At 69.2% G+C, this 17,866-nt stretch carries 16 protein-coding genes and 1 tRNA gene; 8 read left to right on the top strand and 9 right to left on the bottom strand.

Going from position 1 to position 17,866, the window contains the following annotated elements; genetic code table 11:
- Window positions 1-45: 45 nt before the first annotated feature.
- Window positions 46-1,482 (bottom strand): DUF1552 domain-containing protein, encoded by a 1,437-nt coding sequence (locus TA3x_RS15085; protein WP_435015477.1) that lies wholly within the window; start codon window positions 1,480-1,482, stop codon window positions 46-48.
- A complete protein-coding gene (locus TA3x_RS15080) occupies window positions 1,479-3,356 on the bottom strand; it encodes a DUF1592 domain-containing protein (protein WP_435015476.1) in 1,878 nt (625 codons plus the stop codon). Before TA3x_RS15080 ends, TA3x_RS15085 begins: the two co-directional genes overlap by 4 nt.
- A gap of 299 nt (window positions 3,357-3,655) precedes the next feature.
- Between TA3x_RS15080 and glgA the strand changes: the two genes are divergently transcribed.
- Both glgA and TA3x_RS15070 read left to right on the top strand, forming a co-directional pair.
- The gene (gene glgA / locus TA3x_RS15075) at window positions 3,656-4,876 is read left to right on the top strand and encodes a glycogen synthase (RefSeq protein WP_435015475.1); all 1,221 of its coding nucleotides are present in this window, start codon (window positions 3,656-3,658) and stop codon (window positions 4,874-4,876) included.
- A gap of 40 nt (window positions 4,877-4,916) precedes the next feature.
- Window positions 4,917-5,423 (top strand): DUF2127 domain-containing protein, encoded by a 507-nt coding sequence (locus TA3x_RS15070; RefSeq protein WP_435015474.1) that lies wholly within the window; start codon window positions 4,917-4,919, stop codon window positions 5,421-5,423.
- 20 nt (window positions 5,424-5,443) lie between these two features.
- Here TA3x_RS15070 and TA3x_RS15065 read toward each other — a convergent pair whose 3' ends face one another.
- The 3 genes from TA3x_RS15065 to TA3x_RS15055 form a co-directional block, all read right to left on the bottom strand.
- Window positions 5,444-5,824 carry a hypothetical protein gene (locus tag TA3x_RS15065; RefSeq protein ID WP_435015473.1) on the bottom strand — a complete coding sequence of 127 codons (381 nt, stop codon included), beginning with the start codon at window positions 5,822-5,824 and terminating at the stop codon, window positions 5,444-5,446.
- 339 nt (window positions 5,825-6,163) lie between these two features.
- A complete protein-coding gene (locus TA3x_RS15060) occupies window positions 6,164-6,595 on the bottom strand; it encodes a hypothetical protein (protein WP_435015472.1) in 432 nt (143 codons plus the stop codon).
- 318 nt (window positions 6,596-6,913) lie between these two features.
- The gene (locus TA3x_RS15055) at window positions 6,914-7,876 is read right to left on the bottom strand and encodes a TIGR03885 family FMN-dependent LLM class oxidoreductase (RefSeq protein WP_435015471.1); all 963 of its coding nucleotides are present in this window, start codon (window positions 7,874-7,876) and stop codon (window positions 6,914-6,916) included.
- Window positions 7,877-8,229: 353 nt separating this feature from the next.
- Here TA3x_RS15055 and TA3x_RS15050 point away from each other — a divergent pair, with 353 nt between their 5' ends.
- The 6 genes from TA3x_RS15050 to TA3x_RS15025 all read left to right on the top strand — a co-directional run bounded on the left by TA3x_RS15050 (window position 8,230) and on the right by TA3x_RS15025 (window position 13,902).
- A complete protein-coding gene (locus TA3x_RS15050) occupies window positions 8,230-8,532 on the top strand; it encodes a hypothetical protein (RefSeq protein WP_435015470.1) in 303 nt (100 codons plus the stop codon).
- Between the two features lie 175 nt (window positions 8,533-8,707).
- Window positions 8,708-9,148: a MarR family winged helix-turn-helix transcriptional regulator gene (locus TA3x_RS15045; RefSeq protein WP_435015469.1), complete on the top strand. Its 441-nt coding sequence runs from the start codon at window positions 8,708-8,710 to the stop codon at window positions 9,146-9,148.
- Between the two features lie 73 nt (window positions 9,149-9,221).
- On the top strand, window positions 9,222-10,466 hold the full coding sequence (gene fabF, locus TA3x_RS15040; protein WP_435015468.1) for a beta-ketoacyl-ACP synthase II: 1,245 nt from the start codon (window positions 9,222-9,224) through the stop codon (window positions 10,464-10,466).
- Between the two features lie 44 nt (window positions 10,467-10,510).
- On the top strand, window positions 10,511-11,809 hold the full coding sequence (locus TA3x_RS15035) for a beta-ketoacyl-[acyl-carrier-protein] synthase family protein (RefSeq protein ID WP_435015467.1): 1,299 nt from the start codon (window positions 10,511-10,513) through the stop codon (window positions 11,807-11,809).
- A 258-nt stretch (window positions 11,810-12,067) separates the two neighbouring features.
- Entirely contained in the window at window positions 12,068-13,456 is a 1,389-nt protein-coding gene (locus tag TA3x_RS15030; RefSeq protein WP_435015466.1) for a sulfatase-like hydrolase/transferase, read from the top strand.
- Window positions 13,453-13,902: a TIGR03067 domain-containing protein gene (locus tag TA3x_RS15025; protein ID WP_435015465.1), complete on the top strand. Its 450-nt coding sequence runs from the start codon at window positions 13,453-13,455 to the stop codon at window positions 13,900-13,902. Before TA3x_RS15030 ends, TA3x_RS15025 begins: the two co-directional genes overlap by 4 nt.
- A 63-nt stretch (window positions 13,903-13,965) precedes the next feature.
- Here the strand turns inward: TA3x_RS15025 and TA3x_RS15020 are convergent, their stop codons facing one another.
- The 4 genes from TA3x_RS15020 to TA3x_RS15005 form a co-directional block, all read right to left on the bottom strand.
- Complete coding sequence (locus tag TA3x_RS15020) at window positions 13,966-15,504, bottom strand: WD40 repeat domain-containing protein (protein ID WP_435015464.1); 1,539 nt, start codon at window positions 15,502-15,504, stop codon at window positions 13,966-13,968.
- Between the two features lie 518 nt (window positions 15,505-16,022).
- A tRNA-Cys gene (locus TA3x_RS15015) sits at window positions 16,023-16,093 on the bottom strand.
- Window positions 16,094-16,179: 86 nt separating this feature from the next.
- Window positions 16,180-16,746 (bottom strand): UbiX family flavin prenyltransferase, encoded by a 567-nt coding sequence (locus TA3x_RS15010; protein WP_435022370.1) that lies wholly within the window; start codon window positions 16,744-16,746, stop codon window positions 16,180-16,182.
- 23 nt (window positions 16,747-16,769) lie between these two features.
- Window positions 16,770-17,825 carry a ferrochelatase gene (locus TA3x_RS15005; protein ID WP_435015463.1) on the bottom strand — a complete coding sequence of 352 codons (1,056 nt, stop codon included), beginning with the start codon at window positions 17,823-17,825 and terminating at the stop codon, window positions 16,770-16,772.
- Window positions 17,826-17,866 lie beyond the last annotated feature (41 nt).

The raw sequence follows: 17,866 nt of genomic DNA, 5'->3' as shown, positions 1-17,866 counted from the left end.
CTGGTCCGGAGCCAGGATAACCGGGCCCGCCGCCGACGCAACCGATCAGGCCGGGTCGGCCGACCGGAAACCGGGGTCGTCCAGGCCGGGCAACGGCCCGGTGCTGTCGGCCACGTGGTCGACCGGCGCCCCGACGCGGTCGAGCATCGAGACGAACAGGTTGGCCATCGGCGTATCCTTCGCGTAGCTCAGGTGCCGCCCCGGCGCGATTGCCCCGGCCCCCTTGCCGCCGAGCAGGGTCGGCAGGTTGTGCGGGTTGTGGCTGTTGCCGTCGCGGAGGGCCGAGCCGAACAGGACGAGGCTGTTGTCCAGCAAGGTCCCCTCCCCCTCGCGGATCGACCGCATCCGGTCGAGCATGTAAGCGTACTGCTCGACGTGCCAGCGGCTGATCCGCTCGTACTGGTCCAGCTTCGACGCGTCGTTCTCGTGGTGCGACATCTCGTGGTGGGAGCCCGAGACGCCCTCCAGGAACGAGAAGTTCTTGCCGCTGACCGCGTTGCCGAACATGAAGGTGGCGATCCGCGTCGAGTCGGTCTGGAACGCCAGGACCATCAGGTCGAGCATGAGGCGGGCGTGAGGGGTGTGGTCCATCCTCCGTTCGCGGGCCCGGCCCGGGTCGTTGTGGTAGGCGTCGATCCGCCCGCCGAGTTCGGCGATCGCGGCGCGGGCGGCGGGATCGTCCCGCAAGAGGGCACGGCGGCCGGACGCCTCGTGGGCGATCCTCGCCTCCACGGCGCGGACCGATTCCAGATACTCATCGATCCGCCGACGATCGTCCTGCCCGACCCGTTGACGCAGGGCGCGGGCGTCCTCGCCGACGAGGTCGAGGATGCTCCGGTCGTCGTCGGCCTGGGTGCCGGTCCGGCGGGCCGAGTCGGGCCGGAACAGGCGATCGAACGCCAGCTTCGGCTTGATCTCCCGCGCCAGGGGCGTGGTGGGCGTGGACCAGGAGATGTGCGATCCGTAGAGGCGGGTGTAGCCGACGTTGGTGTCGACCCCGGTGGTGACCGGCTCGACGCCGAGTTCCAGCGACGGCAACGGCGTGAAGTGGCCGACCCTTTTGGCGGCGATCTGGTCGATCGAGGTGCCCCGGGCGTTCAGGGCCGACCCGGTGGTGCGGTGGATCGTGGTGCCGGTCAGCCAGGCGGCGTCCTTGGCGTAGTGGCCGTCGCCGGTGTCGGTCGCCCGGTGGGACAGGTTGGTCAGGACCAGGACCTGGTCCTTGACCGCTTCCAGCGGCTGCAACGTCTTCGTGAGGGCGTAGTCCGAGCCGGTCTGCTCGGGGGTCCAGGTCTTGGCGTTCACGCCGTTGGGGAAGAACAGGCACGCCATCCGGACCGGCTGGCCCGGCGCGGCGGCCCCTCCGGCCAGGCGTCCCAGGGCCTTCGTCGCCTGCATGGCGTCCAGCAAGGGGAGGCCCATCAGCACCCCCGCCCCGCGGAGCATGGTCCTGCGCGTGATCGTCCGGCTCGGTCGGCTCATGGTTCGGCCTTGGGTGAAGGGTTGGCGGATGGGCCCGCATCGCGGCGGAACCGGAACGGGATGCTCTCGACGATCGCGATCACCAAGGACTGGGCCCGGAAATCATCGGCCTCGACCGCCGCGGCGATCTCCTTGACGGTCGGGGCGTCGTAATATTCCAGCCCCCGGCGCAAGGCATAGGACAGCATCTTGCCCGAGAGGTTGCGGACGAACAGGTCGCGCTTGTCGTCGCGGAGGATCTTCTTGAGCTCGGCCGAGCCCCGGAACTCGACACCGCCGGCCAGCACGCCGGAGGCGTCCACCGGCTCGCCGCCGACCGTGTCGCGGAGCCGACCGATCGGGTCGAACGTCTCCAGGCCGAACCCCAGCGGGTCCATCTTGGCGTGGCACGAGGCGCATTTGGCGTCGGCCCGGTGCTGTTCGAGCCTCCGGCGGAACGTGAGCCCTTCCCGGGCGCGATCGTCGGCGGGCAGCACCTTGACGTTGGGCGGCGGCGGCGGGGGGGGAGTCCCCAGCAGTTCCTCCAGGACCCATTTCCCCCGGAGGACCGGGCTGGTCCGGCGCGGGTAGGAGGTGAGGGTCAGCACCGCCCCCATCCCCAGGACGCCCCCGCGCGAGCGGTCCGTCAGGGCGACGCGGCGAAACTCGTTGCCCGCCACGTCCTTGATCCCGTAATGCTCGGCCAACGGCTGGTTCAGGTAGGCATAGTCGGCGTCGAGCAGGTCGAGCAGCGGGGCGTTGTCGCGGAGCAGGCCCTGGAAGAAGGCGATCGGCTCCTCGGCCATCGCGTCCCGGAGGGCCGGCGTGTAGGTCGGGAAGGTCCGCCCGTCAGGCTCGGCGACGGTCGCCAGGCGGTCGACCCCCAGCCACTGGCCGGCGAAGTCGCGGGCCAGGGCCTCCGACCGGGTATCGGCGAGCATCCGCCGGACCTGACCGGCCAGGACCTCGTCCTCGTGGAGCGTGCCGGCCTTCGCCAGGTCGTACAGAGAATCATCGGGGCACGACGACCAGAGGAAGTAGGACAGGCGGCTGGCCAGTTCGTAATCATCGATCCGGTACGGCTCCGACCCGCCCTTGGCCGCCTCGCCGATGAACAGGAACCGGGGCGAGGCCAGGGCCCCGCGGAGGGCCAGCTTCACTGCGGCGTCGAAGTCGTCGCCCCGTGCCTCGGCGCGGCGGAACAGGCCCATCAGGCGATCGACCTCGTCCCGGCCCGGCGGGCGGCGGAAGGCGCGGGCGGCGAACCGCTCGATGCAGAGGCGGGCGGCCTCGTCCTTTGTCACGCCTTCCCGGGGGACGGCCACGCGCCACGAGGTGGGGTCGGCCTTCTCGATCACCTCGGCCACGGCGGCCAGGTGGCGTTCCATGAAGATCGGCGAGACGAACAGGGTGGAGGCGTTGTTGTCGAACCCCTCGCCGCCGGCCCCGTCGACCGGGAAGGCATCGGCGGGGCGGAGGTCGACGCCGAGCAGGTCGCGGAGTGTGTTGTTGTACTGGGATCGGGTCAGGCGCTGGACCGGCCCCGGGCCCGGGTCGCGGGGGCCTTCCTGGACGCTCAACGTCTCGGCGATCGCCTCGACCGCCCTGCCCCGCTCGTCGTCGCCGGGGGCGGGCTTGCCCTGGGGGGGCATGCTCCGGTCGGTGAGCACGTCGCCGACGCGCTCCCAGAGGTCGGGATCGCGCCGGGCCGACGCGGCGTCGGGGAACTTCGAAAGGTCGATCCCCCCTTTCGGCCGCCTCGCCCCGTGGCAACCCACGCAGGTCTGCTTCAGGACCGGCAGGACGTCGGATTCGAACGTCGGCGGCTCGGCGGCCGTCGCGAGCGTGGCCGCGGCGGCGATCGCGACGCATGCGACCGGGAAGGCTCGGGTCATCGAGGCATCCGTTCGTGGGCCGGTGGGTGCGGTGGGCCGGATCGGGCGGGGGGATGTTCAACAACGATGATAGTCGGGGAGGCCCGGGGCGTCGAGGGCTCCTGCCATACCAGGCGTCGGCCGCGCCGGGCCCGGCCCAAGTCCTCCGGGAATTTCGAGATCGGTGGCGGCCTGGCCACATGGTCCGCGATGGTTTATGGTCGGGAGATCCTCGCCCGGAAACGACGCGATGTGCCAGCGGGCCCCGGCCGGTCCGGCCCGGCCTGTCGCCGAGCGAGGGATCGGAGGCCCGCCCCGCCATGCGAATCGCGATCCTGACCAACGAGTATCCGCCCAACATCTATGGTGGGGCCGGCGTGCATGTGGAGTACCTGACCCGGGAGCTGGCCCGGGTCGAGGACGGCAACCACACGCTCGACATCATCTGCTTCGGCGATCAGGAGTCGCACCAGGGCAACATCCGGGTCCGAGGGGTCGGCGCCGGCCCGAAGCTCCCGTCGCAGGATCCCCGCCACGCCAAGTTCCAGGACACGATGCTCCGCGACCTCGTCATGGCGGGGATGCTCAAGGACGTGGACGTGATCCACTGCCACACCTGGTACACCCACCTGGCCGGCTGCCTGGCCAAGCAATTGACCGGCGCCCGGCTTGTGCTGACCACGCATTCGCTGGAGCCGCACCGCCCCTGGAAGGTCGAGCAGCTGGGCACCGCCTACCATGCCAGCTCGTGGGTCGAGCGGATCGCCTACGAGAACGCCGACGGCGTGATCGCGGTTTCCGCCGCGATGCGCGACGACGTGCACAACCTGTACGGCGTGCCGCACAGCAAGATCCGGGTGATCCACAACGGGATCGACCTCCAGCAGTATCGGCCGTCCCCCGATCGCGCGGTCCTGGACAAGTACGGGATCGACCCGGCGATCCCGTTCGTCCTGTTCGTGGGGCGGATCACCCGGCAGAAGGGGATCATCCACCTGGTCAACGCGATCAAGTCGATCCGCCCGGGCGTCCAGGTCGTGCTCTGCGCCGGGGCACCGGATACGCCCGAGATCGGCCAGGAGATGGCGGAGCGGGTGGAACGGGCCCGGGCCGAGTCGGCCAACCCGATCATCTGGATCCCCCAGATCGTCCCCAAGGACGAGATCATCGCCCTGTATTCGGACGCCGCCCTGTTCGTCTGCCCGTCCGTCTACGAGCCGTTCGGGATCATCAACCTGGAGGCGATGGCCTGCGGCACGCCGGTGGTCGCCTCGGCCGTGGGGGGGATCAACGAGGTCGTGGTGCCGGGCAAGACCGGGCTGCTCGTCCCGGTCGACTCCCAGGGCGGGGCCGATTTCGAGCCGGTGGACCCCGGCAAGTTCGCGGCCGACCTGGCCGGGGCGATCAACCAGCTCCTGGACGACCCCGCCCGGCTCCGCGAGATGGGGGCCCGCTCGCGCGAGAGGGTCGAGCACTTCTTCAGCTGGACCAGCATCGCCCGCTGGACCATGGACTTTTACTGGGATCTGGTCCAGGCTTGATCGCGTCCGCACCTACCCTCATCGCTCAGGATCACGCCACGTGTCGCCACGCAACGGGTCGAGCCATTTCGGGCTGTATCTGATCGGCGGTTTCAAGGTGGCGAGCGCCATCCTGCTCGCCGCGTTGGGAGTCGGGCTGCTCCACTCGATCCATTCCGACCTCGCCACCGCCGCGACGCGCCTGGTCGCCTGGATCAAGCTCGACCCCGACAACCGCTACATCCACGAGGCCATCACGAAGGTCTCGGGGATCCAGCCCAAGCAACTCCGCGTGATCGGGGGCGGGACGATCCTGTATGCCCTGACCTATGCCATCGAGGGGGTGGGGCTGCTGCTCAGGAAGCCGTGGGCCGAGTATCTCACCGTCGTGCTGACCGGGATCTTCATCCCGCTCGAATGCTACGAGGTGATCCACAAGCTGACGGCGCCCCGGGCGACCGTCCTGATCCTGAACGTGGCAATCGTGGCCTATTTGATTTCCGTGGTCTGGAAGCGGAGGCGTGAGGAGAAGGTGGAAGTAGGGGCGATGACCGCCCCGGCCGCCTGAACTCCCCACGCCCGGGCGATTCACTTCACGGGCGGGTCGTAATACCGCGCCAGGCCCCGTCCGTTGTTGGCCAGGTAGGGCCAGGTCCAGGGATCATAGGGATGGCCATAGGCCTGGCCGTGGAACGGGAAGTCGACGGGCGTGTCGAGTCCCACGTAGGCGCGGGCCGGGTAGGCGGGATTCGGGACGGCGTAGTAGCTGTAGTGATAGACCGGGGCGGTCGAGTACCCCGAAGCGTATCCGCGATAGCCGTAGCCCACGCCCGGCGTCAGCGACACGGGCCCCCCTGCACCGACGAACGTCTGCGTGCGGCCGCCGCGGATGACCTGGGCTTCGACGTCGGGAGCGATCAGGGTCAGGGCGGCCGTCACGGCCAGGCCCGCCACGAATGCCATCTTCATCAGGATGTCCTCTCACGGGTGGGTCTCGACGCCACCGAAGCGTCGCGATGTGACAAGGATAGTGCAAAAACAGTTCCGATGGGGCGCTCTGGGAGGAATTGGCGGATTTCATCGTTTGAGGATTCTTGAGATTGAAGAAAGACGCTCGCTCGAATTCCAACTAATGCCCGACGGGACGATGCGGCGAAACGGGGCGAGTCTCGGCCTGCTCCCGGACTAGGGCATGCGACATGGGAATCATTCAAAGTTCGATACAAATGAATCCTGTCAAGGCCATGAGTTGAGTGGATCAGCAGAGGGGGGCGGGCACCGGCGTCGTGGCCGATGCCCGCCCTTCGATCAGCGATTCGGGCTGGCGGGAGAACCGCCCGAGCTACCCGTCCCGGCGGGCGATGCACCCTGGCCGGCTTCAGCCCCGGTGCCGGTGCCGGTGCCGGTGCCGGTGCCGGTGCCGGTGCCGGTGCCGGTCGCCCCGGAACCGGACGTGCCGGTCCCCGATCCGCTCGACGTGGAACCCGCACCGGAGGTCCCCGTCCCGGATCCGGACGTGCCGGTGCCGGAGGTGCCGGTGCCCATTTCGCCGGTCGTGGAACCGGCGCCGGAGGTGCCCGAGCCGCCTTCCGTGGATCCCGCCCCGCTCGCGCCGCCCGTCCCGGTGCCGGCACCTCCGCCGGCCCCCGTCCCGTTGCCGTTGTCGGCGCATCCGGAGAGGATCGGCAGGGCCAGGACCGCGGCCGCGAGGGCCCCGCGCAGCCAGTATGTCATGCTCATCGTCGTCTCCTCGGTATGGGTGTGCTTCCGGTCGCCCGGGGCCGAATCCAGGCCCCGCGACCCGCGAGGCTGCTAGCAAAACCGACACCATCGGGGCGGATCATTTCGATTCGCATCGAATCGTCCACGAGTGGACTCATCTAAACGCCCCGTGGCATGCCCGGGACGGATTCCTCGGAGAAGTCGCCGAGGCAGCACCGGGGGCCAACCCTGCGGCGGGCTTGCCGCACGCATGGGAAATCCGATGCGTTCCCGGGTCATCTCCGGCGTGCCAATACCCCGATGGGCCGGCAATGAAAAGGTGTCGTCACCGTCCGTTCAGCGCTGGAATTCGGGGAGGATCCGCTCCGCGAAGGCGTCGATGAATCGACGCGGGTCGGGGCCGACGTGGTGGAGGTAGACCTCGTCGAAGCCGAGTTCGGCGTCCGTGCGGAGCCAGTCGAGGTGCTGGCCGAGGTCGGACGAGATCCGGAGCTTGTCCTTCAACTCCTCCGGCCGGGTCCCCGCGGTCTCCCGGTCGAAATCGGCGGGCATGGCCAGATCCTGATTCTTGGCCAGGTCGACCAGCGCGATCGGCCAGTGCCGATGCGCGGCGGCCAGGGCCTCGGCCTCGTCGGGGGCGTAGCTGAGGGCCACCTGGAGGGCCATCGGCTTCCCGACCCCGCCACCGCCGCGGAAGGCGTCGACCACCTCGCGCAGGCCCTCGGGGTCCTTGCCCACGGTGATCAGGCCGTCGGCCCAGGACCCAACCCACTCCGCCGTCTCGGCGGTGATCGCCGCCCCGTAGATCGGGATCGGCGCGGCCGGCCGCGAGTAGAGCCGGGCGTCGCGGACCTGGAACCATCGGCCCTCGTGATTGACGGTCTCCCCGGCCCACAGGGCGCGGATCACGTCGACGGCCTCGCTGAGCCGGGAACGCCGGTCGGGCTTCGCGGGCCAGGGGTCGCCGGTGATGTGCTCGTTCAGGTTCTGCCCCGTCCCCTCCGCCATCCAGAATCGGCCGGGGAACATCTCTCCCAGGGTCGCGGCCGCCTGGGCGATGATCGCCGGGTGGTAGCGCTGGCCGGGGGCATTGACGACCCCCATGCTCATCTCCGTCGCCTGCATCGCCGCCCCCAGCCACGACCAGGCGAAGCCGCTCTCCCCTTGCCGCTCGGTCCACGGGTGGTAGTGGTCCGAGCACATCGCCGCGCGGAAGCCGGCCGCCTCGGCGATCCGGACATGGTCGAGCAGTGCCCCGGGCGAGTAAAGCTCGTGCGAAGCATGGAACCCGATCTTCATACCGCCCCTTTCTTCGCTCTAAAGGATTTCTGCCGACCGATGGCATCCCCATCGTCGAACATTCCGATCCCGGAACTCGCGGAGGGAATCGGTCCGGATCCATCGGACCTGATCCTGGCTCGATGGTCCGATCCCGAACGCCTGTGTTGCGATTCGATCGACGGCCCGACGGGCCTCGCGATCGGATCCGGGCCCGGGCTGAGGAAATTCGGTGCCGAGCGAACGAGAATGTTGGAGGGGACGCGAGGAAGATGGCATCAATCCTGCCTGATCGGGCCGGCGGCCGGGCACCACGCCGGATCGTCGCACGACCGCCGTTGGTCTCCGGAGCATTCATCCCGTCGAGGAGGCTCATGATGTCATTCCGACTGACCGAGAAGCAGCGATCCCGCCTGCGGGGGATGGTCCGTCGGCCCCGGAGCCGCAAGCAACTCCATCGGGCCGAGGCCCTGCTGGCCCTGGACGAAGGCCGACCCCTGGAGACCGTGGCCCGGCAATGCCGGGTGGGCATCGAGCGGGTCGAATCCTGGGTCGAGCGTTTCTCCACCCTCAAGATGGCCTTCCTCGAAGAACCCTCGGGCGACGAGTCCGGTCCCCGGTCGAACGACGCTCGCGACGATGACCCGGCCGACGAGGAACCGGAGTGGCGGACCTGATTCCGCGGTGCCACCCGAGATGCGATGATGGGGACCGGCCGAAGCGAGGCGAATCCGCGGAGGTTCCAGGTCCCGGGCCGGAAAGCGTTTCGGGAGGGATGTCCTGCCCGAGAGGGATGGTTCCCTTGACTTCGAGCCAGGTCGTATCTACAACTTAGCGATGTCGGGGGACGCCTTGAATCCGGAGTTGCTGGATCGGATCGCAGCCAGTTGCACCGCCGTGCGCGTGCGGCTCATCAATCGCGTCGTGACGGCGCTCTATGACGAGGCCCTCCGGCCGCTGGGCATCCGCGTCAACCAGGCGAACATCCTGGTGACCGTGGCCAGGCTGGACGGCCCCCGGCCGGTCGAGGTCTGCCGCCAGCTCCGCATCGAGAAATCGACGCTGAGCCGGGATGTCGAGGTCATGAAGCGCAAGGGCTGGATCACCTCCGATCCGCCGGGAGGGGGACGCCATCAGGTGTTGCGACTCACGGCGGCCGGGGAGCAACTGCTGATCGACTCGCTCCCGGGGTGGGAACGCGCCCAGGCCGAGGCAGCCCGACTCATCGGCGAGCCCGGTTTGGCCACGCTCCGCGACATCGCGACCCGACTGGGACTCGGTTCCGTCGACTGAACGTGAGATTTGACGCGGGGCGGATCGTCAGGCAAGTTTGGTTGTAGATACAACAAGTTTGGGAGGTCGAAGGATGAACGGATCGCGACGCGTCGTCATCACCGGCCTCGGCACGGTGAACCCGCTCGGGTTGGATGTGGCGAGCACCTGGGAGGCGATGCGATCCGGCCGGAGCGGCATCGGCCCGATCACCCAGTTCGACGTGACCCATTTCCCGGTCCGGATCGCGGGCGAGGTGAAGGGGTTCGACCCGGCCGACCTGCCGGACCCACGCGCCGCGAAGCGGATGGATCGCTTCGCGCAGTTCGCCGTGCGGGCCTCCGTCGAGGCGATCCGGGACAGCGGTCTCGACCTCTCGGCCGGGGATCCGTACCGGAGGGGCGTCATCCTCGGGTGCAGCATCGGGGGCTTGAACGAGTTCGAGGACGGGCACTCGGCCTACCTCCGGGGCGGGGCCCGGCGGATCAGCCCGTTCGTCATCCCCAAGATGATGCCCAACGCGGCCCCCGCCTGCGTCGCGATCCAGTTCGGGCTGATGGGCCCGAGCGGATCCGTGGCCTCGGCCTGCGCCTCCGCGGCCGACGCGATCCACGACGCGTTCCGTTCCGTGCAAAGGGGCGAGGCCGACGTGATGCTGTCCGGCGGCTCCGACGCCTCGATCACCACGATGGGCCTCGGCGGGTTCGTGGCGGCCCGCGCCCTCTCGCTCCGCAATGACGACCCGCAGGCGGCGAGCCGGCCCTTCGACCGCGACCGGGATGGCTTCGTGCTGAGCGAAGGGGCGGGCATCGTGGTACTCGAAGAACTGGATCATGCCCGGGCGCGGGGGGCGCGAATCTATGCCGAGTTGCTCGGGTGCGGGCGGACCAACGATGCCCACGGGATCGCGGCCCCGCATCCCGAAGGGCTGGGCGCCATCCACGCGGTCCGCATGGCGTTGAACGACGCGGGCCTCAACCCCGAGGACGTGGATTACATCAACGCCCATGCGACCAGCACATGCCTGGGCGACGAGATCGAGACCCGCGCGATCAAGGCGGCGTTCGGAGAGCGGGCCCTTCGGGTCGCGGTGAGCAGCACGAAGGGGATGACCGGCCACCTCTGCGGGGCGAGCGGGGCGATCGAGCTGATCGCCTCGGCCCTGGCGATCGCCCACGGCGTGGTCCCGCCCACGATCAACCTGGAGACGCCGGACCCGGCCTGCGATCTCGACTACGTGCCGAACGTCGCCCGCGAGATGCGTGTCCGCCACGCCCTCTCGACGAGCTTCGGATTCGGCGGCCACAACACGTGCCTGGCGATCGGCGCCCTGGCCTGACCCGAGGGTTGCAGGCCCGCCGCATCGCGGGCCGAGGAGGATCCATGGACCGAAGTCGCAGGCGAGTGGTGGTGACGGGCATGGGGATGGCCACCCCGGTCGGGCTCGACGTGGAGTCGACCTGGGAAGCGCTCCGCGAAGGCCGGGGCGGCGTCGGGCCGGTCACGCGGTTCGATGCGAGCCGGTTCGCGACGCGGATCGCCGCCGAGTTGAAGCACTTCGACCTGGCAGGCGACCTCGGCGCCGAGGCTTCCCGCTGGACTAATCATGGCCGGAGCACTCAGATCGCGCTGGCCGTCGCTGCGCAGGCGATCCGCCAATCCGGGTTGGACGAGGGGCCGGAGATCGATCGCAGTCGCTTCGGCATCTATCTCGGGTCGGGGGAGCAGCAGGCGGACTTCCCGCACTTCGTCGACCTCGTCCGACGCTCCAATGACGGGCGAGTCGTGGATACGCGAGCGTTCACGTCCCAGGGAGTTGCGCTGCTCGACCCGCTCTCCGAATCCGAGCATGAGCCGGGCACGCCGGCCGGGCATCTGGCCGCCGCCTTCGGGACGCGCGGGCCGAACCTGTCGTGCCTGACCGCCTGCTCGGCCAGCGCCCAGGCGATCGGCGAGGCGGCGGAGCTGATCCGCGATGGGACCGCCGACGTGATGCTGGCCGGGGGCGTCCACAGCATGATCCACCCGTTCGGGCTGACGGGCTTCATCCTCCTGACGGCCATGACGACCCGCAACGACGAGCCCGCCCACGCCAGCCGCCCGTTCGACCGCGACCGCGACGGGTTCGTCCTCGGCGAAGGGGGCGGGATGCTGGTCCTGGAGGCGCTGGAACACGCCCGGGCGCGAGGGGCGAACATCCTCGGCGAGGTCGCCGGGCAGGCGTCGACGGCCGACGCCTTCCGCCTCACCGACTGCCACGACGAGGGGCGAGGGGCCATTGCGGCGATGCGGCTGGCCCTCCGGGACGCCGGACTGAACCCGGAAGATGTCGACTACATCAACGCCCACGGCACCAGCACGAAGGTCAACGATTCGGTCGAGACCCTGGCTCTGAAGTCGGCCCTCGGCGATCACGCCCGCCGGGTCCCGATTTCGAGCACCAAGAGCATGACCGGCCACCTGATCGCCGCCGGAGGCGTGGTCGAGACGATCGCCTGCCTCCTGGCGATCCGCGACGGCGTGGTGCCGCCGACCATCAACCTCGATCACCCCGATGACGACTGCGACCTCGACTACATCCCCCACGCCTCGCGCGACCGGAAGGTCGACGTGGCGATGTCGAATAGTTTCGGGTTCGGCGGCCAGAACACGACGATCGTCGTCCGTCGCTTCGAGGGATGATAATCTTCGGGCCGATCCCCGCATCGGGATGGGCCCGTTGATCCTCGATGAGGGGTCGACCCGTCCTGGGCTTGATTGGACCTGCCCACCGAGGCGTAGGAAAGATCTCGCCGGATTACCCGACTAAAACGATCGACAAGGTAAAAAACGTGGCGTAGAATCGTTTCAGTGGCCGATCAGGGTGGTACGCCGGGGCGAAACTCGGTCGTTGCGTCGGCGGAAGCCCTTCGATGTCCTGGAACGGATGCGGTGGTTCCGATGATGAGACTGTCCAGAAGCCTCTCGCTGATGTGGATCTTCGGGGTCGTCCTGTCGTGCGGTGCCGCGTGTGGGTCGGATCGCCGCCCGAACATCGTCCTGATCTACGCCGATGACCTTGGGTGGAACGATGTCGGCTTCAACGGCCGGAAGGACTGGGCGACGCCGAATCTGGACAAGCTGGCCGCCTCGGGAACGGTCTTCACCCGGTTTTATGCCTCGGCCGTCGTCTGCGGCCCGAGCCGGGCGTCGATGCTGACCGGCAAGGCGCCGATTCATTGCGGCGTGTCGCGCAACGATGAGGATCTCCCGGCCGAGGAGGTGACGATCGCCGAGGCGCTGAAGGCCCGCGGCTACGCGACGGCCCTGTTCGGCAAGTGGCACCACGGCAAGCCGAGGTCGAAGGAGGGCTATGTCCACCCGATGGACCAGGGGTTCGACGAGTTCTTCGGTTTCACGGACGCCTATCATGCCTTCGAGAAGTTCCCCAAGTCCCTGTGGGACGGGAGGGCTCGCCGTCCGGTCTCCGGATACGCCGACGACCTGTTCACCGATCGCGGGGTCGACTTCATCCGTCGCCAGGACGACCGACCGTTCTTCCTGTACCTCCCCTACATCTCCGCCCACTTCACCATCGCCGCCCCGGCCGACGAGGTGGAGCTGCATCGGGGCAAGTTCGCCGAGGCCGACCCGGCCCGGCCGCTCAACGCCACCTATGCGGCGATGGTGACGAGGTTCGACAAGAACGTCGGGCGGATCCTCGCCGCCCTCGATGAGCAAGGGCTGGCGGACGACACGATCGTCGTGTTCACCAGCGATCATGGCGCGAGCTTCGAGGCGGGCAATCTCGGCACCAGCCAGGCGCTCGGCAGCAACCATCCGTTCCGGGGGCAGAAGCGCACGCTCTGGGAAGGGGGCGTCCGCGTCCCGGCGGCCGTCCGGTGGCCCGGCCAAGTGGCGGCGGGGGCCGTCTCGGCCGAGGTGGTCCAGATGATCGACCTCATGCCGACCTTCCTCGCGGCGGCGGGCGGACACGCGGAATCATCCTGGCAAATCGACGGCGTGGACCTGCTCCCCTCCTGGACGGGCCAGTCCCCCGCCCCCGAGCGGACCTTGTTCTGGGAGTGGAGGTGCGAGGGGGCCGATCAGCGGGCCGCCCTCCGAGGCAACCACAAGCTGGTCGTGACCCGGGGCGGCAAGCCCGAACTCTATGACGTCGTCGCCGACCCCGGCGAACTCCGGGACCTCGCCGCGACGAATCCGGCCCTGGCCCAAGATCTCGAACAGGCCTTGATGACGTGGATCGCCACCGAACGGCGATCCGACCCGCATCCCGTGGCGAATCTCTCCCCGAGCCGATCCTCACAATCGATGGAGCCCCTCCGATGAAACGGTCCTCGGCAGCCCTGCTCGTGCTCCTCTCGTGGAACCAACTCGCCCCGGCCGTCGAACCGGCCCCCTCGGGCGACCTCGCCCGACTCCAGGGGGGGTGGGTGGCCAACGCCGGACCCAACGGTGAATTCCGCGTCCGGCTCGACGTCGAAGGCCGGCGGGTCAAGGTCAAGATCGCCCTGCCGGGGGGCCTCTCGCTGGCCGCCAGCGGAGAGCTGTCGGTCGACGAATCGGCGAGCCCCCGGTCGCTCGACTGGGTCAGATTCTCCGCACCCGACGGCTCGGAACTCCCGGAGATCCAGGGGATCTACGAATTCAAGGACGGATCCTTGCGGGTCTGCAACGGCGGGCCGAACAATGGCCGCCCGACCACGTTCACCGACGGTGACGGCCCGCTCGCCTCGGTGGTCCTCTTCGAACGAGCCGGGGCCTCGGCGAAATGAACCGGATGGCCGAGGCCCCTCGTCGAGCGGCGAGGGGCTTTCGGCCATGATTCCCGAGATGGATCAGCGGGCCTTCTTCGCCGGGGTGGCCGCGTCGCCGGTCCCGGCGGCATCCCAGACCCGCGCGGCCGAGTCCGAACCTGCGGTCAGGAGGCGGCGACCGTCGGGAGAAACCGCCAGGCAGCGCAGGCCGATCCATCCGGTGTGCCCCCGGTAGACCCTCTCGAGGCGGCCCGAGGCTATGTCCCAGAGGTAGACGGTCCTGTCGTCCCCCGCAGACACGGCGCGGCGCCCGTCCGGCAGGAAGGCGACCGAATTGACGTTCCCCCCCGTCGGCTTGAACTGGCCCAACTCGCGGCCTTCCTTCGCGTCCCAGAGCCGCAGGGTATCGTCCTCGCCCCCCGTGAGGATGTGGCGGCCGTCGCGCGACCAGGCCACGCCGTTGACCGATCCCTTGTGCCCTTCGAGACGCAAGGAGACCTTGCCGGTCGTCGCATCCCAGACGCGAGCGACGCCGCCGTCCTTGCCGTTCGACCCCGAGACGAACCGTCGGCCGTCGGGCGCGAACGCCAGCGCGTAGACCTCGCCGGCGTGCCCCTCGAACCTGCGGACCTCCTTCCGCGCGGCCACATCCCAGAGGCGGATCGTTCGGTCGGAACCGCCGGACAGGAGCCGTCGGCCGTCGGGCGTGGCGATGAGCACGGTCACCGGGCCGGCGTGGCCGGCCAGCGTCGCGGCCGGATCGCCGCCATCCGCCCGCCAGAGTCGGATCTTGCCGTCCTCATTGCCGGTCGCGGCCAGGTTCTCGCGTCCCGGCCGCACCGTCGCCAGCGACCAGACGCCGTGCCCCACATCGACCTTCCCGACCTCGCGGCCGGCCGCCGTGTCGACGATGTGCACGACCTTGTCCACGCCCAGCACCGCGGTGCGGCCGTCGGGCAGGAACGCTGCGCCGAGGACCGGCCCGTCGAAGTGGAAGGTGTGCGATTCGTCCCCCTTCGGAGGGGGCATCGGATTCGGCGCCCCCTTCGGCACGATCCAGATCCGGAGGTAGACCGGCACCTCGGTATTCTCGTCCGCGAAGCTGAACCAGATCAGGGACTCGCCCCCTGGCTTCAGGGCGCCATCCTTGAGTTCCTGGCTGATGTGCGAGTTCTCGGCGGGCAGGTCGACCCCCGGGATCGAGACGTTTTCCGCGGGGACGTATTCCCGGAAGCCCTGCATCGGGCCGTCGCGCGCGACGATGTACCATCCCTCGAAGGTGCCCCCCGCCTTGCCGCTCGGCATGACGAAGTCCCAATAGAGGTCCCAGGGGACGTCGGCCCGGGGTGCCGTGAAGCGGATGCCGTCGATGCCGCGGTGGCGTTTGTTGAGAACGACCTTCGTGAAGGCCGGCGGAACTTTCCCGACCGAGAATGGCACCTCGATGAAGGCCGGGGCGACCGATCGGATCGTCGCGTCGAATTCTTCGCCGAGTGCCGATCTCTCGTCGTCATCCTTCGACCCGTCGATCTTCTGGCGCAGGGCGTGAGCCTTGCCCAGGCTGGAGAGCAGAGGCCCCTCCTGGGCGGCGACCACGCCCGAAGCTGCCAGGACGAGCATCAGACCGATCCCAAGAATCGATCGCGAGTTCCGCGAAGGGTGTCGCATTCAGGCGCTCCGTCCGGGGCCGAGAAGCTTAAGAGTCAGCAAGGGTATCCATGCCCACCGCCCCATGCCAGGGCCAAGCCGCGCGCGGCCGCCCAGCCGGTGATGCTGGATCGACGCCGGCGGATCGAGCCGGATCCCTGCTCATCCCCTCCCGACGGCATGGTCCGTTGAAGCTGCGCGAGGACTCCCAGTCACCGGGACGCTCATCCCGGACGCCAGCCGTCCGTCGCCGCCCCCCGCCGTGATGGGAGCGGCGTCGCGGGTCGCCTGAGCCGGCCCGGATGACGAGTTGATGGCGGGCGACGTCTGAGGAGAGGAACTTCGGCGCGGGCCGGCCGGCGGAGGGTGCCGATCCGGGTCGGGGGCGACTCCCGTGATCGATCTCGTCGCTGGAGTCCGGGGATAGGCCAGATCAGGGCCGCGTCAAACCCATGAAAAAACCCGCCGTGAGGCGGGTTTGATTCGATCGAAGGCGCCGATGGGAGTCGAACCCATGATCGAGGTTTTGCAGACCTCTGCCTTGCCACTTGGCTACGGCGCCGGAGACTGGTTCTGAGGAGGGATGATCTTACCGGATGGTGCGGGGCCTGGCAAGACGAGTCTGGGAAGAGCTTGCGGGCCCCTCGATCAATCCGCCGAGCCTGGCGGCTCCCCCCAGCGCGGGACACCGGGGACGCTGATGTCGAACAGGTCCAGGGATCGCGCCACCGTGAAGTCGACCATCTCGCCGATCGTCTGGGGCCGGTTGTAGAAGGCCGGGACGGGCGGCATGATGACGCCCCCCATCTCGGTCACGGCGAGCATCGACCGGATGTGGCCGGCGTGGAGCGGGGTCTCGCGGAGCAGGAGCACGACGCGCCGGCGTTCCTTGAGGCACACGTCCGCGGCGCGGGTGAGCAAGGAACTGGTGGCGCCGCAGGCGATCTCCGAGAGCGACTTGACCGAGCACGGCGCGATGATCATGCCCATCGTCCGGAACGACCCGCTGGCGATCGCGGCGGCGAAGTCGCCGGGATGGTAGTTGTGGTCGGCCAGCGCGGCGAGGTCGCCGGCCGACAGGTCGGTCTCGTAGGCGCGGGTGAGCTGGCCGGTCTTGGAGGCGACGAGGTGCGTCTCCACGCCCTCGGCCCGGAGCATCTCCAGGAGCCGGATCCCGTAGACGATGCCGGTGGCGCCCGAGATCCCCACGATCATCCGCCGGGGCGGTCGAGGATCGCTCACGGTCGGCCACCCCCGGGCGGGCCCGCCGGCCGGGCCGGTGCCGGGCAGCAGTTGGCCGGGCAACGGTCATGGTTGGCGGGGAACCGCCCGATGGCCCGACGCTCGGTGCCGGGCTGGAGGCGTTCCTGGATCAACTCGCGGAGCATCGCGACGAACCGGGGGTGGGTGCCCGCCGTCCCGGCCCGGACCAGGTTCAGGCCCAGTTCCCCGGCGGTGGTCTTCGCCTCCTCGTCGAGGTCGAACAGCACTTCCATGTGGTCGGACAGGAAGCCGACCGGCTGCACCACCACGTCCTGCACGCCCTGGTCCTTGAGGTCGGCGAGGTGCTTGAGGATGTCGGGCTCCAGCCAGGGGTCGGTGGGGCGCCCGCTGCGACTCTGGTAGGCGAGCGTCCACCGGCCGGCGTCGACGCCCGAAGCCTCGGCCACCAGGCGGCATGTTTCTTCGAGCTGTTGGGCGTAGTTGCAGCCCACCGCCATCGACTCGGGGATGCTGTGCGCCGTGAAGACGACGTGGGCGGCGTCTCGCCGCTCGGGCGGGATCTGGGACACGGCCTCGGCCACCCGCTCCGCGTTGACGGCGATCCATTCGGGGTGGTTGTAGAAGACTCGGATCTTGTCGACGGCCGGGGCCTCCGGGCCGACGGCCTCCTGGGCCTTCGCGATGTCTTCGCGATACTGGCGGCAGCCCGAATAGGAGCTGTAGCCCGAGAGGACCAAAGCGAGGGCGCGGCCCACCCGGGCCTCGGCCATGGCCCGCGTCGTGTCGGCGAGCATCGGCTGCCAGTTGCGATTGCCCCAGTAAATCGGCACGTCGATGCCGTGCCGGTCGAGTTCCGGCCGGAGCGCCGCGATGAGGTCGCGGACCTGGCCGTTGATCGGGCTGACCCCGCCGAAGTGGTAGTAATGCTCGGCCACTTCGAGCATTCGCTCGCGCGGGACGGGCCGCCCTCGGAGGACGTTCTCCAGGAACGGGATCACGTCGTCCCGGCCTTCGGGGCCGCCGAAGCCGACCACGAGGATCGCATCGTAGGTGGGTTGTTCCGTGGTCATGCCCTGCGCCTGGGGTCGGGGGTTTGCATGGTGCGGTCGAA

It is taken from the genome of Tundrisphaera macrotermitis (genome assembly GCF_051175315.1).
Lineage (GTDB): Bacteria > Planctomycetota > Planctomycetia > Isosphaerales > Isosphaeraceae > Tundrisphaera.
Note: the sequence above shows the minus strand (reverse complement) of the source record. Positions and strands in the feature narration are given on the sequence as shown.